Origin of the sequence: Cognatilysobacter xinjiangensis (genome assembly GCF_014651995.1) — a bacterium.
Classification (GTDB): domain Bacteria; phylum Pseudomonadota; class Gammaproteobacteria; order Xanthomonadales; family Xanthomonadaceae; genus Cognatilysobacter; species Cognatilysobacter xinjiangensis.
The window spans coordinates 751,242-767,339 of sequence record NZ_BMXY01000001.1 but is presented as its reverse complement, the minus strand read 5'-3'; the positions used below and the strand labels follow the sequence as shown (position 1 = coordinate 767,339).

At 68.2% G+C, this 16,098-nt stretch carries 13 protein-coding genes; 8 read left to right on the top strand and 5 right to left on the bottom strand.

Going from position 1 to position 16,098, the window contains the following annotated elements; all coding sequences use genetic code 11:
* Window positions 1-13: 13 nt before the first annotated feature.
* Together rpsA and cmk are read right to left on the bottom strand one after the other, a co-directional pair.
* Window positions 14-1,702 (bottom strand): 30S ribosomal protein S1, encoded by a 1,689-nt coding sequence (gene rpsA, locus IE066_RS03600; RefSeq protein WP_189446989.1) that lies wholly within the window; start codon window positions 1,700-1,702, stop codon window positions 14-16.
* Between the two features lie 189 nt (window positions 1,703-1,891).
* Window positions 1,892-2,563, bottom strand: a complete 672-nt coding sequence (gene cmk / locus IE066_RS03595) for a (d)CMP kinase (protein WP_189446988.1) — start codon at window positions 2,561-2,563, stop codon at window positions 1,892-1,894.
* 240 nt (window positions 2,564-2,803) lie between these two features.
* Between cmk and ykgO the strand changes: the two genes are divergently transcribed.
* The 6 genes from ykgO (at window position 2,804) to IE066_RS03565 (ending at window position 7,165) form a co-directional block, all read left to right on the top strand.
* Entirely contained in the window at window positions 2,804-2,929 is a 126-nt protein-coding gene (ykgO, locus tag IE066_RS03590; protein ID WP_010342887.1) for a type B 50S ribosomal protein L36, read from the top strand.
* 164 nt (window positions 2,930-3,093) lie between these two features.
* A complete protein-coding gene (locus IE066_RS03585) occupies window positions 3,094-3,417 on the top strand; it encodes a hypothetical protein (protein ID WP_189446987.1) in 324 nt (107 codons plus the stop codon).
* Window positions 3,418-3,428: 11 nt separating this feature from the next.
* The gene (locus IE066_RS03580) at window positions 3,429-4,460 is read left to right on the top strand and encodes an agmatine deiminase family protein (RefSeq protein WP_189446986.1); all 1,032 of its coding nucleotides are present in this window, start codon (window positions 3,429-3,431) and stop codon (window positions 4,458-4,460) included.
* Entirely contained in the window at window positions 4,460-5,350 is an 891-nt protein-coding gene (locus IE066_RS03575) for a carbon-nitrogen hydrolase (protein ID WP_189446985.1), read from the top strand. The genes IE066_RS03580 and IE066_RS03575 overlap by 1 nt, the downstream gene beginning before the upstream one ends.
* Window position 5,351: 1 nt before the next feature.
* Window positions 5,352-5,897, top strand: coding sequence for a GNAT family N-acetyltransferase (locus IE066_RS03570; protein ID WP_229790645.1), 546 nt, complete (start codon window positions 5,352-5,354; stop codon window positions 5,895-5,897).
* A 53-nt stretch (window positions 5,898-5,950) separates the two neighbouring features.
* Window positions 5,951-7,165, top strand: a complete 1,215-nt coding sequence (locus IE066_RS03565; protein ID WP_189446983.1) for a TraB/GumN family protein — start codon at window positions 5,951-5,953, stop codon at window positions 7,163-7,165.
* A gap of 47 nt (window positions 7,166-7,212) precedes the next feature.
* Here IE066_RS03565 and IE066_RS03560 read toward each other — a convergent pair whose 3' ends face one another.
* From IE066_RS03560 to IE066_RS03550, 3 genes are read right to left on the bottom strand one after another with little or no spacing between them, the layout of a single operon-like run.
* Window positions 7,213-10,317: an efflux RND transporter permease subunit gene (locus tag IE066_RS03560; protein WP_189446982.1), complete on the bottom strand. Its 3,105-nt coding sequence runs from the start codon at window positions 10,315-10,317 to the stop codon at window positions 7,213-7,215.
* Window positions 10,314-13,790, bottom strand: coding sequence for an efflux RND transporter permease subunit (locus IE066_RS03555; protein ID WP_189446981.1), 3,477 nt, complete (start codon window positions 13,788-13,790; stop codon window positions 10,314-10,316). Before IE066_RS03555 ends, IE066_RS03560 begins: the two co-directional genes overlap by 4 nt.
* A 10-nt stretch (window positions 13,791-13,800) precedes the next feature.
* Entirely contained in the window at window positions 13,801-14,919 is a 1,119-nt protein-coding gene (locus IE066_RS03550) for an efflux RND transporter periplasmic adaptor subunit (protein ID WP_189446980.1), read from the bottom strand.
* Between the two features lie 288 nt (window positions 14,920-15,207).
* Here IE066_RS03550 and IE066_RS03545 point away from each other — a divergent pair, with 288 nt between their 5' ends.
* On the top strand, window positions 15,208-15,588 hold the full coding sequence (locus IE066_RS03545) for a c-type cytochrome (RefSeq protein WP_189446979.1): 381 nt from the start codon (window positions 15,208-15,210) through the stop codon (window positions 15,586-15,588).
* An 8-nt stretch (window positions 15,589-15,596) separates the two neighbouring features.
* Window positions 15,597-16,043, top strand: coding sequence for a c-type cytochrome (locus IE066_RS03540; RefSeq protein ID WP_189446978.1), 447 nt, complete (start codon window positions 15,597-15,599; stop codon window positions 16,041-16,043).
* Window positions 16,044-16,098: the final 55 nt, after the last annotated feature.

The following is a 16,098-nucleotide window of genomic DNA, read 5'->3' as shown; positions in this document are numbered from 1 at the left end:
TACCGCGGAGCGATTACTCGCCCTTCTGACCCAGCTGCTCGCGCAGCAGCGCGCCGAGGCGCGTCGTGCCGCTGGCGGCTTCCTGCGACTGACGGTTGTAGTCGGCCACGGCCTCGCTCTCTTCCGCGTAGTCCTTCGCCTTGATCGACAGCTGCATCTGGCGGGTACGACGATCGTTGCCGATCACCTTCGCTTCGACCTGGTCGCCGACCTTCAGGCGCGTGGTCGCATCGTCGACGCGCTCGCGGGCGATGTCACGGGCCTGGATGTAGCCCTCGACGCCGTCCGACAGCTCGACGACGGCACCCTTCGCGTCGACGTTCGTCACCGTGCCGCGCACGATCGAGCCGCGCGAGTTGGTGGCGACGTACGAACCCATCGGGTCCTGCTCCATCTGCTTGATGCCGAGGCTGATGCGCTCGCGCTCCGGATCCACGGCCAGGACGACGGCTTCGACCGTGTCGCCCTTCTTGTAGTTGCGGACCACATCCTCGCCCGTGGTGTTCCACGAGATGTCGGACAGGTGCACGAGGCCGTCGATGCCGCCATCGAGACCGATGAAGATGCCGAAGTCGGTGATCGACTTGACCTGGCCCTCGACCTTGTCGCCCTTCTTGTGGATGGCCGCGAAGGTCTCCCACGGGTTCGACGAGACCTGCTTCATGCCCAGCGAGATGCGGCGACGGTCCTCGTCGACGTCCAGGACCATGACCTCGACCTCGTCGCCGACCTGCACGATCTTCGACGGGTTGACGTTCTTGTTGGTCCAGTCCATCTCGGACACGTGCACCAGGCCCTCGACGCCCGGCTCGATCTCGACGAACGCGCCGTAATCGGTGACGTTCGAGACCTTGCCGAACACGCGGCTGTTGGCCGGGTAGCGACGGGCGATGTTGTCCCACGGATCCTCGCCGAGCTGCTTCAGGCCGAGCGAAACGCGGTTGCGCTCGCGGTCGTACTTGAGCACGCGGACGTCGAGCTCCTGACCGACTTCCACGACTTCCGACGGATGACGCACGCGCTTCCACGCCATGTCGGTGATGTGCAGCAGGCCGTCGATGCCGCCGAGGTCGACGAACGCACCGTAATCGGTGAGGTTCTTGACGACGCCCTTGAGCACGGCGCCCTCGACCAGCTTCTCCATCAGCTGCTCGCGCTCTTCCGAGTGCTCGCTCTCGACGACGGCGCGGCGCGACACCACGATGTTGTTGCGCTTGCGGTCGAGCTTGATGAGCTTGAACTCGAGTTCCTTGCCCTCGAGGTAGCTCGAATCGCGGACCGGGCGCACGTCGACCAGCGAACCGGGCAGGAAGCCGCGGACGTCCTTGATGTCGACGGTGAAGCCGCCCTTGACCTTGCCGCTGATGCGGCCGGTGATGGTCTCGTTCTTCTCGAGCGCCTGCTCGAGCTCGTCCCACACCATCGCGCGCTTGGCCTTCTCGCGCGAAAGGACGGTCTCGCCGAAGCCGTTCTCGATCGAGTCGAGGGCGACCTTGACTTCGTCGCCCACGCCCACGTCGATCTCGCCGGCGTCGTTCCGGAACTGTTCGATCGGCACGATGCCTTCGGACTTCAGACCGGCGTTGATCACCACGACATCGCCGCGGACATCCACGACGACGCCGGTGACGATCGCACCCGGCTTCAGCTTGGCCAGGTTCTGCTGGCTCTGTTCAAACAGTTCGGCAAATGATTCGGTCATTGGAAAAATGCTCTGTTGGACACACAGGCTCTGCACGCGCCCTGTGGCGTCATCGCAGGCCCACCCGTTGGGGGTGCGGAAATCGCACCGTGTAGTGGAGATCCGCCGCGGGATGCGACGGGCCGGTTTCTGCTGGCGGACGTGGGCCGCCCTGGGCCGAAAGCGATTGCGGCGGCGACCGCGTGGCGGTTACCGCTGGACCAGGGACAGCACGCGTTCGACCACCGCTTCGATGCCGGTGCCGGTGGTATCGATGCAGACGGCGTCGTCGGCCGGCCGCAGCGGCGCCACCGCGCGGGAGGCATCGCGGGCGTCGCGGGCGAGAATCTCCCGCAGCAGATCACCCAAATTAACCGAAACTCCCTTTTCCTTCAACTGCTTATACCGCCGCTCGGCCCGCTCCTCGGCACTGGCGGTCAGGAAGACTTTGGTCGCCGCGTCCGGGAAGATCACCGTGCCCATGTCGCGGCCATCGGCTACCAGGCCCGGCAGCTGGCGGAAATTGCGCTGGCGCTCCTTGAGCGCGGTGCGGACCTCGGGAATGGCAGCGATCGCCGATGCCGCGGCACCGGCCGTCTCGGTGCGGATCTCGTCGGTGGCGTCACGGCCGTTCACGAGAATCCGCAGCTCCTGCCCCGGCACCTCGACGAACTCGATGCGGCTGTCGAAGCAGCAGCGGACGAGCGCGCCCGGGTCGCTCAGGTCGAGGTCCGCCCAACCGGCCGCGACGCCTACGGCGCGGTAGAGCGCGCCCGAATCCAGGTAATGCCAGCCCAGCTGCTGGGCAACGAGACGGCTGATGGTGCCCTTGCCCGAGCCGGACGGGCCATCGATGGTGAGGACGGGTGCGTTCAGATCCATGAGGCGCATTCTCGCCCGTCCGCCGGGAAAAGCCCATGTCGGCGGCCGGCTGCGGGCGCGATCGGGCGGGCTTGGCCGGCAGCCGGACGGCCTGTGCGGGGGTCGGATGAGCGCGTGCCGGTGGGGGCGCCGCCGCAGGCGCTGGCACGCGACGCGTGAAGCCATTGTTTTTCAAAAAGTTAGGCCGCTATAATGCGCGGCTTCGTTCGCCCGCTTTCTTCTTTTGCCGAGGTTTTACTCATGAAGGTCCTGTCCTCCCTGAAGTCGGCGAAGGCCCGTCACCGTGACTGCAAGGTCGTCCGCCGCCGCGGCAAGGTCTTCGTGATCTGCAAGTCGAACCCGCGTTTCAAGGCCCGCCAGCGCTGATCGCGCCGGAACCTGCAGGTTCGCAGAAAGGCCGCCGCAAGGCGGCCTTTCTCGTTGTGGGACGCCAGCCGCATTCACCGCCCGGTTCCGGGAGCCCACGGACAATGCGGCCGCTGCATACAATCGCGGCTCAACCCGCTGCGGGCGCCGCCCGAGGAGTCACCATGGTCCGTACAGTTCTGGCCGTCACCGCCCTCGCCCTGATGATGGCGGGCGCCGCGAACGCGGAAACGCTGCTCATCGACCGCGTCAAGCAGGAGCGCGGCGCGATGCCCACCCGCGGGCTCAGCGCGGCCGAGGTCGAGAGGCGCTTCGGTGCGCCGACCGACCGCCTCGATCCGGCCGGCGGCCAGAAGCGGCAGTGGCCGACGATCCAGCGCTGGGTCTATCCCGCGTTCACCGTGTACTTCGAGAAGGGCCGCGTGATCGACGCCGTGGCCAACAAGGCCGCGCCGACCGAGGTCGGCCCGAAGCCCCCGATCCGCTGACAGGAACCTTGATGACCCGAACCGATGCACGGCTCCCCGCCGAGTGGGAGCCGCAGTCCGCCGTCCTCGTCGCCTGGCCCCACTCCGAAACGGATTGGGCCGATCGCCTGGCCGAGGTCGAGACGACCTACGTCGCGCTTGTCGGCGCCATCGTGCGCTTCGAGCGCGCGATCGTCTGCGTGGCCGACCATGCGTTGGAAGCCCATGCGCGCGCCGCACTGCAGGCCGCGGGCGTCGATATGGACCGCGTGCGCTTCGTTCGCGCCGAGTACGACGACACCTGGCTTCGCGACTCCGGCCCGATCACGCTGCGCACGGCCGGCGGCTTCCGCCTGCTGGACTTCCGCTTCACCGGCTGGGGCGGCAAGTTCGAAGCCAGCCGCGACGATGCGCTGGTCGAAACGCTGGAGCGCGGCGGCCTGTTCGAGCGCGCGGAGCGGGCATCCATCGCCTTCGCGCTGGAAGGCGGCGCCATCGACACCGACGGCGACGGCACGCTGCTCACCACCTGGCAGTGCCTCAACCAGCGCCACCCGGACGCCTCGCGCGAGGAGCTGTCGGCGAAGCTGGCCGACTGGCTGGCGCAGGATCGCGTGCTCTGGCTCGACCACGGCTACCTCGAAGGCGACGACACCGACGCGCACGTCGACACCCTCGCCCGCTTCGCGTCGCCGGATTCGATCGTCTTCCAGGGCTGCGACGACCCGAACGACTCGCACTACCCGCACTTGCGTGCCATGGCCGACGAGCTGGCCGCGCTGCGCACGAAGGACGGGCAGCCGTATCGCCTGTTCGAGCTGCCCTGGGCGCAGCCCATCCTCGACGAGGGCCGCCGGCTTGCGGCGAGCTACGCGAACTTCCTCATCGTCAACGGCGCCGTGCTGGCGCCGTCGTATGGCGAAGAGGCCGATGCGCGAGCGCAGGCCGTGCTGCGCGAAGCGTTCCCGGCGCACGAGATCGTGATGGTCCCGTGCCGCCCGTTGATCTGGCAGAACGGCAGCCTGCACTGCATCACCATGCAGCTGCCGGAAGGAGTGGTCTGATGGCGAACAAGAAGGTCCTGCCCGTCGCGCTGGTGCAGGAGTCCAACCAGGGCTCCGCCGAGGCGAACCTCGACGTCATCGAGAAGCGCATCGCCGAGGCCGCGGGCAATGGCGCGAAGCTCGTGCTGCTACAGGAGTTGCACAACGGCGCCTACTTCTGCCAGCACCAGTGCGTCACCGAGTTCGAGAACGCCGAGCCGATCCCGGGCCCGACGACGGAGCGCCTGTCCGCGCTGGCGAAGAAGCACGGCGTGGTGATCGTTGGATCGCTGTTCGAGCGCCGTGGCGCCGGGCTGTACCACAACACCGCCGTGGTGCTGGAAAGGGACGGCAGCCTCGCCGGCAAGTACCGCAAGATGCACATCCCCGACGACCCGGGCTTCAACGAGAAGTTCTACTTCACGCCGGGCGACATGGGCTTCCATCCCATCGACACCTCGGTCGGTCGCCTCGGCGTGATGGTCTGCTGGGACCAGTGGTACCCCGAAGGCGCGCGCCTGATGGCGCTCGCCGGCGCGGACCTGCTGCTCTATCCCACCGCCATCGGCTGGGATCCGACCGACGAGCAGGACGAGAAGGACCGCCAGCGCGGCGCGTGGATCCTGTCGCATCGCGGGCATGCGGTCGCCAACGGGCTGCCGGTGCTGTCATGCAATCGCGTCGGGCACGAGCCCTCGCCTATCGGCCGTTCCGGCATCGATTTCTGGGGCTCGAGCCACGTGCTCGGGCCGCAGGGCGAGTTCCTCGCCGAGGCCTCCATCGATCAGCCGCAGGTGCTGATGGCCGACGTCGACCTGCGCCGCAGCGAGGACGTGCGCCGCATCTGGCCGTTCCTGCGCGATCGCCGCATCGATGCCTACGGCGATCTGCTCAAGCGCTATCGCGACTGACGTGTCGCCGCGGATCCGCCCGGCCACGGTCGCGGATCTCGCGGCGATCCGGCGCATCTATGCGCGCGAGGTCGAGCACGGCACGTCCAGCTACGAGTGGACGGTGCCGGATGCGGACGAAATGGCGCGGCGATGGCAGGCCATCGTCGATGCCGGCTACCCCTACCTCGCCGCGGAATTCGACGGCCACGTTGCGGGCTACGCCTATGCGAGTGCCTACCGCGCACGCGAGGGCTACCGGTGGGCCGTCGAGGACAGCGTCTACGTCGACGCCGACTCTCAGGGGCGCGGCATCGGCCGTGCCCTTCTCTCGGCACTGATCTCGCGCTGCGAGGCGCTGGGCTACCGATGCATGGTGGCCGTCATCGGCGACGCCACGAACGCTGCGTCGATCGCGCTCCACGAACGCCTCGGCTTCCGCGTCGCAGGACGTTTCCCGGCGCTCGGCCGCAAGCACGAGCGCTGGCTCGAGAACGTGCAGATGCTGCGACCGCTCGGCCCCGCTGATGCCGATTCGTCCGATCCGCCGTTGCCCGCCCGCGACTGAGTCCCTAGGCTTGGATGCGGGCGCCGATCGGCGCCACTTTTTTGCAGGACCCCATGGACCCGACCTCCGACACCGCAAGCGCCCTCGCCGGCCAGCCGCATGCCATCGTCGAACGCGATGGCGTGCGATACACCCTGCTCGGCACCGCGCACGTCTCCCGCGCGAGCGTGGACGCCGTGCGCGAGGCGATCGCCTCCGGCGAATACGACCATGTCGCCGTCGAGCTCGACCCCGCTCGCATGCAGGCGCTGGTCGAGCCCGAGGCCATGGCCAGGCTCGATCTGGTCGAGGTGATCCGTACCGGACGCACCGCGATGTTCGCCGCGAACCTCGCGCTCGCCGCCTATCAGCGGCGCCTCGCCGAGCAGCTCGGCATCGAGCCGGGCGCGGAGCTGAAGCAGGCCGTGCTGGACGCGCGCGAGCGGGGGCTGCCGTACACGCTGATCGACCGCGACGTCGGCTTGACCTTCCGGCGTGCGGCCGCGCGGCTGGGCTGGTGGCAGCGCATCAAGCTCGGCGGCGGCCTGGTGGCGTCGCTGGTGGCCAGCGACGAGGTGCCCGAGCACGAGATCGAGAAGCTCAAGGAAGGCGACATCCTCGAATCGAGCTTCGCCGAATTCGCCAGCCACAGCCCGGAACTCTACGAGACCGTCATCGCCGAGCGCGACCGCTACATGGCGGCCGGGTTGCGCGAAGCCGGCGCATCGAATCCGCGCAACGTGCTCGCCGTGGTCGGCGCGGGGCATCTCGCCGGGCTCGCACGCGAGCTGCAGACGCAGCAGTCCGACCCCGCGCAGTTGCGCGGCGAGCTGGAGGCCACGGCGAAGAAGCGGAAGGTTCCGTGGATCGCTATCGTCGTCGCGCTGCTGCTCGTCGGCGGCGTCGTCTGGGGCTTCCAGCATGGCGGCCTGAAGATGGCATCGGGCGTCGTCGTCCAGTGGTTGTGGATCACCGCGCTGGCGACCGCGATCGGCGCGGCCGCGGCGCGTGCGCACCCCGTCAGCATTCTCGTCGCCGCGCTCGTCGGCCCGTTCAAGCCGTTCCGGCCGACGGTGCCGTCGGGCGCGTTCGCGGCGCTCGCCGAGGCCCGCCTGCGCAAGCCGACCTATGCGGATTTCATCTCGCTGCGCGAAGACGTCCGCACGGTGGCCGGCTGGTATCGCAACCGGGTCGCACGCACGCTGCTGGTGTTCATGCTGACCTGCTTCGGCACCGTTGCCGGCGAATGGATCGCGATCGCGCGGATCGTCGGCAAGCTCGCGACCTGATTCTCCCGCCGCGAAGAAAAAAGGGGCTTCTCGGCCCCTTTTTCGTGTCAGTCGGGCAGGAGCGCCGCGACCGTAGCGGGTGCCGGTCCAGTCACCGGCACACCGCGCGCCTTCCGCCAGAGGCGCGACGTTGCATTGCGCATGTCGTCGAGGATCGCGTAGATCGTCGGCAGGAACAGCAGGCTGACGATCGTGGAGAAAGCGAGGCCGCCGGCGATCGCGCGGGCCATCGGGTAGTACGGCGGACCGTCACCGGCCATCTGCGTTTTCGCCAGCGCGATCGGCACCATCGCCAGGATCGCCGTCCCCATCGTCATCAAGATCGGCCGCAGTCGCTCACGGCTGCCCTCCACCAGCGCATCGGTGCGCGACAGGCCGCGCCGGCGCAGGTTGTTGATGTGCTCGATCATGACGATGCCGTTGTTCACCACCACGCCCATCAGCACCAGGATGCCGATGAAGGCCATGATGTTGAATTCGGTGCCCGTCAGCCAGAAAAGCCAGAACACGCCGAAGATCGAGAACAGCACGCCGGACATGATGGCCGACGGGAACAGCAGCGATTCGAACACCGCCGCCATCACCACGTAGATCATGACCAGCGCGATCAGCAGGTTGAACATCATCTGCTTGCCGGCCTCGTCCTCCTCCTGGAACGCGCTGCCGTCGAAGCTGTAGCTGTAGCCGGGCGGGAACTGCACCGACGCCAACGTGTCTTCCATCGCCTTGCGCGCGTCCTTCGGCTCGACCTTGTCGGCGAGGCTGGCCTGGATCGTGATCGTCGTCTGGCGGTTCGTGCGCTGGATCTGCGAGGCCGAGGGCCTCACGTCGACGTCGACCATCGCCAGCAGCGGCACCGCACGGCCATCCGGCGCGCGCACGGTGAATCCCGCGATGTCGGCGACGCCGAAGCTTTCCGCGCCGGCGAAGCGCACCCACACGGGCACCTCGGTATCGCCGCGGCGGAACTCGCGCAGCTGGGCACCGCGTAGCGCCAGCCCCACGAACTGCGACACCTGCTGAGCCGTGAAGCCGAATGCGGCGGCGCGCTCGCGGTCGACCCGCACCGCGAGCTCGCTGTTCTTGTCGCCGGTGTCGATCCTCACGTCGCGTAGCTCGGCGCGCTTGCCGAGGATCGGCACGACGTCGCGGCCCAGCTCCTCCAGCGTCTGCGTGGAGTCGCCCACAAGCTGCACCTGGACCTTCTGGCCCGGGCCGCCATTGCCGCCGCCGTTGTTGCCGATGGTGATGTCGGCCCGCGCCGACTTGGGCAGTTCCTTGCGTAGCTTTTCCGCGTAGGCCTTCATGTCCGGCACGACCTTCGTGTCGACCGTCAGGCGCGTGGACGCCCCACCCTGCTCGCTGTAGTAGGAGTAGAGCTGAGTGATGCCGAGTTCCTTGCGGCGCGCATCGAGGTAGTTCTCGATGCGCTTCAGCTCGTCCGACATCTGTTCCTTGGTGTAGGCGCCCTTCCACTGGTAGTTGACGTTGACCTCGTCGCCGTCGCTGCCGCCGAACATGTTCTTCTTGGTCAGCATCATGGGAACGACGCTGACCGCGACGATCAGCAGGATGCCCATCACGCTCGCGGCGCGGTGCTCCAGCGTCCAGCGCAGCAGTACGGCGTAGCGACGCTGCAGGCGCGGGATCAGCCCGTTCTCGCTGCGCACCGCCGGCGGCGTCTTCATGCGCGCCGACAGCATCGGGATCAGGCTCACGGCCACCAGCCACGAGGCCAGCAGCGATACCGAGATCGTGATGGCGATCTGCGACAGGTAGATCGACAGGAAGTTGCGCTCGCCGAAAAGGTTCGGCAGGAACACGATGCAGTGGCAGAGCGTGCCCGCCGACAGCGCGATCGCGACGTGGCGCGTGCCGAGGATCGACGCGCGCACCGGATTGCCCGGCATCTTCTCGCGCTCCTGGTAGATCGACTCGACCACCACGACCGCATTGTCGACCAGCATGCCGATGGCCAGCAGCAGGCCCATCATCGACAGGATGTTGAGCGTGACGCCGGCGAAATACATGAAGCCGAGCGTCATCACGAAGCAGATCGGAATCGCCAGCGTGACCATCGCGGTGGACGCCCAGTGGCGCAGGAAGAAGAACAGCACCGCGACCGACAGCAGCAGGCCGACCGCGCCTGCCTCGGCGAGTTCGGACAGCGAATCGGTGACGCTCTCGCCCTGGTTGCTGATGATCTTGACCTGCACGTCGCGCAGCGACGGGTCCTTGCGGATCTCCTCCACTTCCGCGAGCGCACGGCTCGACACGTCGACGAGGTTCGCGCTGCGTTCCTTGAAGATGTCGATGCCCACCGCGGGGCGGCCGTCGAGACGGCGCCCGTAGTCGATGCGTGCCGGCTTCAGGCGCACGTCGGCGATGTCGCGCAGGCGCGTACCGCGGGAATCCACGACCACGTCGCGCAGCTGGTCGAGGTCCTTCAGCTCGCCGACCGGCTGCACACGCAGGCGGCGTCCGCCGTCATCGATCTGGCCGCCGGAAACCGAGAAATTCAGCGCCTGCAGCCGCGTCGTCAGCTCGTTGAGCACCACGCCGCGGGCGGTGAGCGCATTCGGATCGATCGCGATCTCGACCTCGTTGGGCGCCGCGCCCGACACATCCACGCGGGCGACGCCGGGAATGCGTTCCAGGCGTCGCTTGAACTCGCGCTCGATGAGGTCGTACGCCCCGGTCAGGTCGCGGCCGCTCGCGAGGCGCACCTGCAGCACCGGCTGGTCGGTCGTCGAGAACTTGTTGACGTAGTAGCGCTTGAGGTCCTCGGGAAGCTGGTCGCGGATCGCGTCGATGCGCTCGCGGGCCTCGGATGCGGCGATGGCGACGTCACGGCTCCAGTCGGAGAAGAACACGCCGATGCTCGCGCCCTCCGAGCGTGCGTTCGACTCCATGCGCTTGACGCCCGTGAGCGTCGACAGCGCTTCCTCGGTCGGGCGCAGCACCGTGCGCTCGACTTCCTCGGGCGTGGAGCCCGCGTAGGGCATCTCGATGAAGACGCCGGGGAAGGTGACCTCGGGAAACGCCTCCAGCGGGAGCCGCACCGCGGCGATCAGGCCGATCACCACGAGCGACACGAAGAACATGATCGCCGTGACGGGCCGGCGGATGCTCAGCTCGGCGACGCTGCTCATGCGGGCTGTGCCTCCGCGTCGTCGAGGCCGGCATCGCGATCGGCGATCTTGCGGGCGCGGCGCACGTAGTACTCGTCGGCGCGGCGGTCGAGGCGGTCGTACACCACCGGGATCACCACCAGCGTCAGCAGCGTGGACACCAGCAGGCCGCCGATCACCGTGATCGCCATCGGCGAGCGCACCTCCGCACCTTCACCGAAGGCGAGCGCCAGCGGCAGGAAGCCGAACAGGGTGCACAGCGTGGTCATCGCGATCGGGCGCAGTCGCGAGCGCGCGCCCTCGACCAGCGCCTCGCGCTTGGGCACGCCGGCCTCGCGCAGCTGGTTCACCTTGTCGATCAGGATGATCGCGTTCTTCACCACCAGACCCACCAGCAGGATCAGGCCGATGAACACCACCACCGACACCGGCGAGCGCGTCAGCAGCAGTGCGAGCACGGCGCCGACCATCGCGAGCGGAATGGTAAAGAGGATGACGAAGGGGTGCAGCAGCGACTCGAACTGCGAGGCCATCACGAGGTAGACGAGGAAGATCGCGAGACCGAACGCGAAGAGCAGCGAGCGCACCGATTCGCCGAGCTCCTCGCCCTGGCCGCCGATGTGCATCGAGACGTCGGTGCCCAGCGGGTTCTTTTCGACGAGGTCCTGCACTTCCTGGATCGCGGCGCCGAGATCGATGCCGCGGAGGTTCGACGAAACGATCGCCACGCGCACCTGGTCGGCGCGGTGGATCTCGCTCGGGCCCGTCGTCGCCACCACGTCGGCCACTGAGGCCAGCGTCACCGGCGCGCGGCCGGTGCCCGGGTTCACGATCAGCCGGCGGATGCTTTCCACCGAGCCGCGATCGCTCTCGTTGGCACGCACCAGCACGTCGATCTTGCGATCGCGGAAGCTGTAGCGGGTGGCGACGTCGCCGCGCACCTTCTTGACCACGGCGTCGGCGATCTGGCGCGTGGTCAGGCCGAGCGCGGCGGCACGTTCCTGGTCGAAGCGGACCTGGATCTCGGGGAAGCCCTGCTCCACCGTCGACTTCACGTCCGCGTAGTGCGGATTCGCGCGCAGCAGCGTGGTCAGGCGGTCGCCGGCCTGGCGCAGGCTTTCGAGGTCCTGCCCGCGCAGTTCGATTTCCAGCGGCGCGGAAAAGCTGAAGAGCTGCGGGCGACGGAAGTCGACCTGCGCCTGCGGCACGCCCTTCATCGACTCGCGCAGCTTCTCGGTTTCCGCGGCCTCGACTTCCTGGCTGCCGCCATCGGCCATCACGATGCTGATCTTGCCGATGTTCTCGCCGCTCTCGGTGGGATTCGCGTCCAGGCGCGTGCCGCTGCCGCTGACGCCGAACATGGCGCGGATGCCGTCGTCCTTCTCATGCGCCTGCTGGAGCCGGCGGACGATGGCGTCGGTCTCGCGCAGCGGCGTACCGGGCGGCAGCTTGACCGTCATCTCGAAGCGATCCTGCGCGAGCTGCGGGATGAGATCGGCACCGAGCATCGGCACAGCCGCGAGCGTGGCCACGAACGCGGCGGCCGCGAGGCCCACCACGAGCAGCGGGCGATCGAGCGCGGTCGGCAGGATCTTCAGGTAGCGACGCTCCGCCGGGTCGTAGAACGACATGGCGATGTCGCTGGCCTTGCGCATCACCGGACCGATCACGGCCACCAGCAGGCGCCACAGGCGGACGACGAGGAAGGCGAAGCCGAAGAACAGCCAGCCGACGACCGCCTTGATGCCACGGCGACCTGCCGCGAACGGCCGGCGCCAGCCCGATGCCGGGGGCGTCACGCGCGGCGGCTCTTCCGGATAACCGTCCGTGCCGGCGCTGCGTAGCGCGCTCAGCATCGGGATCAGTGTCATCGACACGATCAGCGAGATCGCGATCGCGACCGCCACCGTGAGCGCCTGGTCGCGGAACAGCTGGCCCGCGATGCCTTGCACGAACACCAGAGGCAGGAACACCGAGATCGTGGTGAGCGTGGAGGCGACAACCGCCATGCTCACCTCGCGCGTGCCCTCGATGGCTGCACGCAGCACGCCCAGCCCGCGCTCGCGCGCCTTGGCGATGCTCTCGAGCACCACGATCGAATCGTCCACGACGAGGCCCGTCGCGAGCGCGAGGCCGCCCAGCGACATCACGTTGAGGCTCAGGCCGAAGCGGCCCATGAAGAAGAACGTGGTGATGATCGACACGGGCAGCGACAGCGCGACCACGAACGTGCTCCAGCCATCGCGCAGAAACAGGAAGATGATCAGCACCGCCAGCGCGCCACCGATGACGGCATCGTGCTTGACGCTCGAGATCGCATTGCGGATGAACTGCGACTGGTCGTCGATGGTGGTCAGCTCGACGTCCTTGGGCATGTGCTCGCGGATGTCCTTGAGCCGCGCTTCGATCGCGTCGGCGGTCGACACCGTATTGGCGTCGCCTTCCTTATAGATCGCAAGTTCGACGGCTTCGCGCCCGCCGAGGCGGATCACCGACTCACGCTCCTTGAAGCCCTGGCGCACGGTGGCGATGTCCTTCAGGCGTACCGGCAGGCCGTTCGCGGGCACGGACGAGCCCTGCGACGCGTTCTGCACCGACGCGGCGGCGGCCATCGCGCTCGCGTTGCCGGTCGCGGCGGCGACCCGGAACATTTCCTGCGCCGCGGACTGCGCCGCGCCACCGCCGGCCGACGTCGTGGTCACCAGCATCTCGCGGATCTCGTCGACAGTCTGGAACTGGTTGACCGTACGCACGAGATAGCGCTGCGTGCCCTCCTCCAGCCGGCCACCGGAGACGTTGACGTTCTCCTGGCCCAGGCGTTGGATCACGGTATCGATCGACAGGCCGAGCTGCGCGAGCTTCTGCTGGTCGATGTCGACCTGGATCTCGTCCTCGAGGCCGCCGCCGACCTTTACCGCGGCCACGCCGTCGACGGGCTCGAGCTTTTTCTTCAGGTCCTCGTCGGCATAGCGGCGCAGCTCCGTCAGGCGGCGCACCGAATCGGCCTCGTTCGCGGCCTTCGCGGTCAGCGCGAGGCGGATCACCGGCTCGGTCGACGGATTGAAGCGCAGCAGCACCGGCGGCTTCGCCTCCAGCGGCAGCTGCAGCGTCTCGATCTTGTCTCGCACCTCCAGGCTCGCCTGGTCCATGTCGGTGCCCCAGGCGAATTCGAGCACGACGTCGCTCTGCCCCGTGCGCGACACACTGCGCAGCTTGCGCAGGTTCTTGACCACGCCCAGCGCTTCCTCCGACGGCTCGGAGATCAGCGTCTCCACTTCCGACGGCGCGGCGCCCGGGTATTCGGTGCGCACCGTCAGCGTCGGATAGCTGAGGTCGGGCAGCAGGTTGACCTTGAGCTCCTTCAGCGCGAGCAGACCGAAGAGCAGGAAGGTGATCGTGATCATCGCGATGGTGACGCGACGACGCACGGCGAACTCGACGATGCCGCCCGCGGTCAGCGGCGTGCGGTGTTCTGCGTGGTCGGGAGCTGACATGCGGGCGTCCTCAGCGAACCGCGACCGGCGCGCCGGTGGCGGCCGCGGCCGGCGTCGTCGACGGCAGTACCTGCACCTCGCTGCCTTCGCGCAGCGCGGTCTTGCCGGCCACGACCACCTGGTCGCCGGACTTCAGACCCTCGCGCACCTCCATCCAGCCGCCCTCGGTGTAGCCGAGCTTGACCGGCACGCGTACCGCCTTCTTCGCCCGCACGACGTAGACCGACGGATCGGCATCGTCCTCGAGCAGCGCGGTGCGCGGCACCACGAGCGCATCGGTGCGCTGGTCGTAGTCGATGCGGATGCGGCCGAACATGCCCGGCTGCAGCAGCCCGCCGCCGGCGAACGCGCAGATCACACGGAACGTGCCGCTGCCCGAATCGACGACCGGCGCGATGCGGTCGACGGCACCGGTGAAGGTCCGGCCCGGCAGCGCGTCGACGCTGAGCTGCACCGGAAGCCCGGCCTTGAGCGTAGCGAGTTCGCGCTCGGGCACATTGAGCACGGCCTCGAGCTTCGACGTATCGACGATGCGGAAGATCGGCGTGTTGATCTGCACGAAATTGCCGGGCTTGATCGAACGCTGCGCGATCACGCCCGAGATCGGCGCCACCACGCCGGCGTACGACACCTCGAGATTAGCGAGGCGGTTCGCGGCGCGCGCGTTCTCGAGGTCGAAGCGGATCTGGTCGATGTCGCTGGCGCTGATCAGCTTCTCCGACGACAGCTTCTGCGCACGCGCGTAGTTCGCTTCGAGTTTGCGCATCTGCGCGGCGGTCTGTGCGGCCTGCAGCGCCGAACGCGCGGCATCCAGGCGCACCAGTGTCTGCCCGGCGCGGACCTGCTGGCCCTCCTCGGCGAACACGCCCAGCGCAACGCCAGAGGTCTTGGCGACGACCTGTGCCTCGCTGCGCGGCTCCAGCGGCGCGGTGCCGGTGTAGCTCGCGGCGATCGGACGCGTGGTCACCAGCGCGACTTCCACGGGAACGGCCTCGGGCCCCTCCTTCTTGCCGTCCGGGCCTTCGCCCTCGGGCTTGGGGCCGCCCTTGCAGGCCGCGAGCATGAGGCAGGGCAGCAGCACGAGCGAAAGGCGCGTCAGGCGGGCGCGCGGGACGGAAACGGTACGCATCGGAAGGTCCTTCGAGGCGATGGCAGGTGGGCGTGCGGCACTAAGCCGGTGTTGTACATATGTATATCACCCGCTTTCACATGTCCCATGCGCCGAAGGTCATAGGTGCGAAAGTCATGGTGTCAGGAGCGGCTCCGCACGTTCCCGCATGCGCCGGTAGAAGCACGACGCCGGCCGCGATCGTTCATGAAGGTCGTCGAAGCCGGGGGCGCAGGCTATACTCGGCCGCTTGTGCGATCGCCTTTCGCATCGCATTCCACGCCTGCTCGAGAACCGCGGACCCCAGACATGCGACCGCTGACGATCGCCCTCGCCCTTACCGTGCTGCTCGCCTCCGGCGCGCATGCCCAGCAAACCGCCCCGGCCGCCACCCCGGCTGCCCAGCCCACCGCCGCCCCGGCCGCCGCCGCGCCCGCCAAGGGCGATCCCGCCCGCGGTCGCGAGCTGGTCTTCACCTGCAAGGGCTGCCACGGCGTGACGGGTTACAAGAACGCCTATCCGAACTACCACGTGCCGCGCATCGCGGGCCAGAGCGAGCAGTACCTGGTCAACGCGCTGACGGGCTACCGCGAGGGCAGCCGCAAGCATCCGACGATGCAGGCGCAGGCCCAGAGCCTGTCCGAGAAGGACATCGCCGACATCGCCGCCTACCTCGCGACCCTGAAGTGAGCACGACCATGACGACTATCCGACTCCTGTCCGGCAGCCTCGCCATCGCCCTGCTCCTCACCGCCTGCGGCCCGCAGAAGGAAGGCGCCGAAGGCGCCGAGGCCGGCCACGCGCCCGTTTCCGAGCATTCCTCCGCCGGCCTGCCGGCCGGCAACATCGCCGCGGGCGAGAAGCTCGCCAATGCCAAGCAGGCGTCGACGGGCCAGGCCTGCGTCGAATGCCACGGCAAGGAAGGCGCCGCGCCGATCGATCCGACCTACCCGGCGCTCGCCGGCCAGTACGCCGACTACGTCGCCTACGCGTTGGAGATGTACCGCGACGGCCGTCGCCAGAACACGTTGATGGCCTCGCAGGCGAAGGAATTGAAGGACCAGGACATCGCCGACCTCGCGGCGTATTTCGCGTCGCGCGAGCGCAAGGTGTACGACCTGCACGAGCACGAAGCCGGCAAGTAACCCCGGCCTCGACGCACGAAGAAACGGCCCGCATCGCGGGCCGTTCTTCTTTGGA

Coding starts and splice junctions, on each gene's coding strand:
- rpsA (WP_189446989.1), bottom strand. CDS start 1,702: ATGACCGAATCATTTGCCGAACTGTTTGAACAGAGCCAGCAGAACCTG.
- cmk (WP_189446988.1), bottom strand. CDS start 2,563: ATGGATCTGAACGCACCCGTCCTCACCATCGATGGCCCGTCCGGCTCG.
- ykgO (WP_010342887.1), top strand. CDS start 2,804: ATGAAGGTCCTGTCCTCCCTGAAGTCGGCGAAGGCCCGTCACCGTGAC.
- IE066_RS03585 (WP_189446987.1), top strand. CDS start 3,094: ATGGTCCGTACAGTTCTGGCCGTCACCGCCCTCGCCCTGATGATGGCG.
- IE066_RS03580 (WP_189446986.1), top strand. CDS start 3,429: ATGACCCGAACCGATGCACGGCTCCCCGCCGAGTGGGAGCCGCAGTCC.
- IE066_RS03575 (WP_189446985.1), top strand. CDS start 4,460: ATGGCGAACAAGAAGGTCCTGCCCGTCGCGCTGGTGCAGGAGTCCAAC.
- IE066_RS03565 (WP_189446983.1), top strand. CDS start 5,951: ATGGACCCGACCTCCGACACCGCAAGCGCCCTCGCCGGCCAGCCGCAT.
- IE066_RS03560 (WP_189446982.1), bottom strand. CDS start 10,317: ATGAGCAGCGTCGCCGAGCTGAGCATCCGCCGGCCCGTCACGGCGATC.
- IE066_RS03555 (WP_189446981.1), bottom strand. CDS start 13,790: ATGTCAGCTCCCGACCACGCAGAACACCGCACGCCGCTGACCGCGGGC.
- IE066_RS03550 (WP_189446980.1), bottom strand. CDS start 14,919: ATGCGTACCGTTTCCGTCCCGCGCGCCCGCCTGACGCGCCTTTCGCTC.
- IE066_RS03545 (WP_189446979.1), top strand. CDS start 15,208: ATGCGACCGCTGACGATCGCCCTCGCCCTTACCGTGCTGCTCGCCTCC.
- IE066_RS03540 (WP_189446978.1), top strand. CDS start 15,597: ATGACGACTATCCGACTCCTGTCCGGCAGCCTCGCCATCGCCCTGCTC.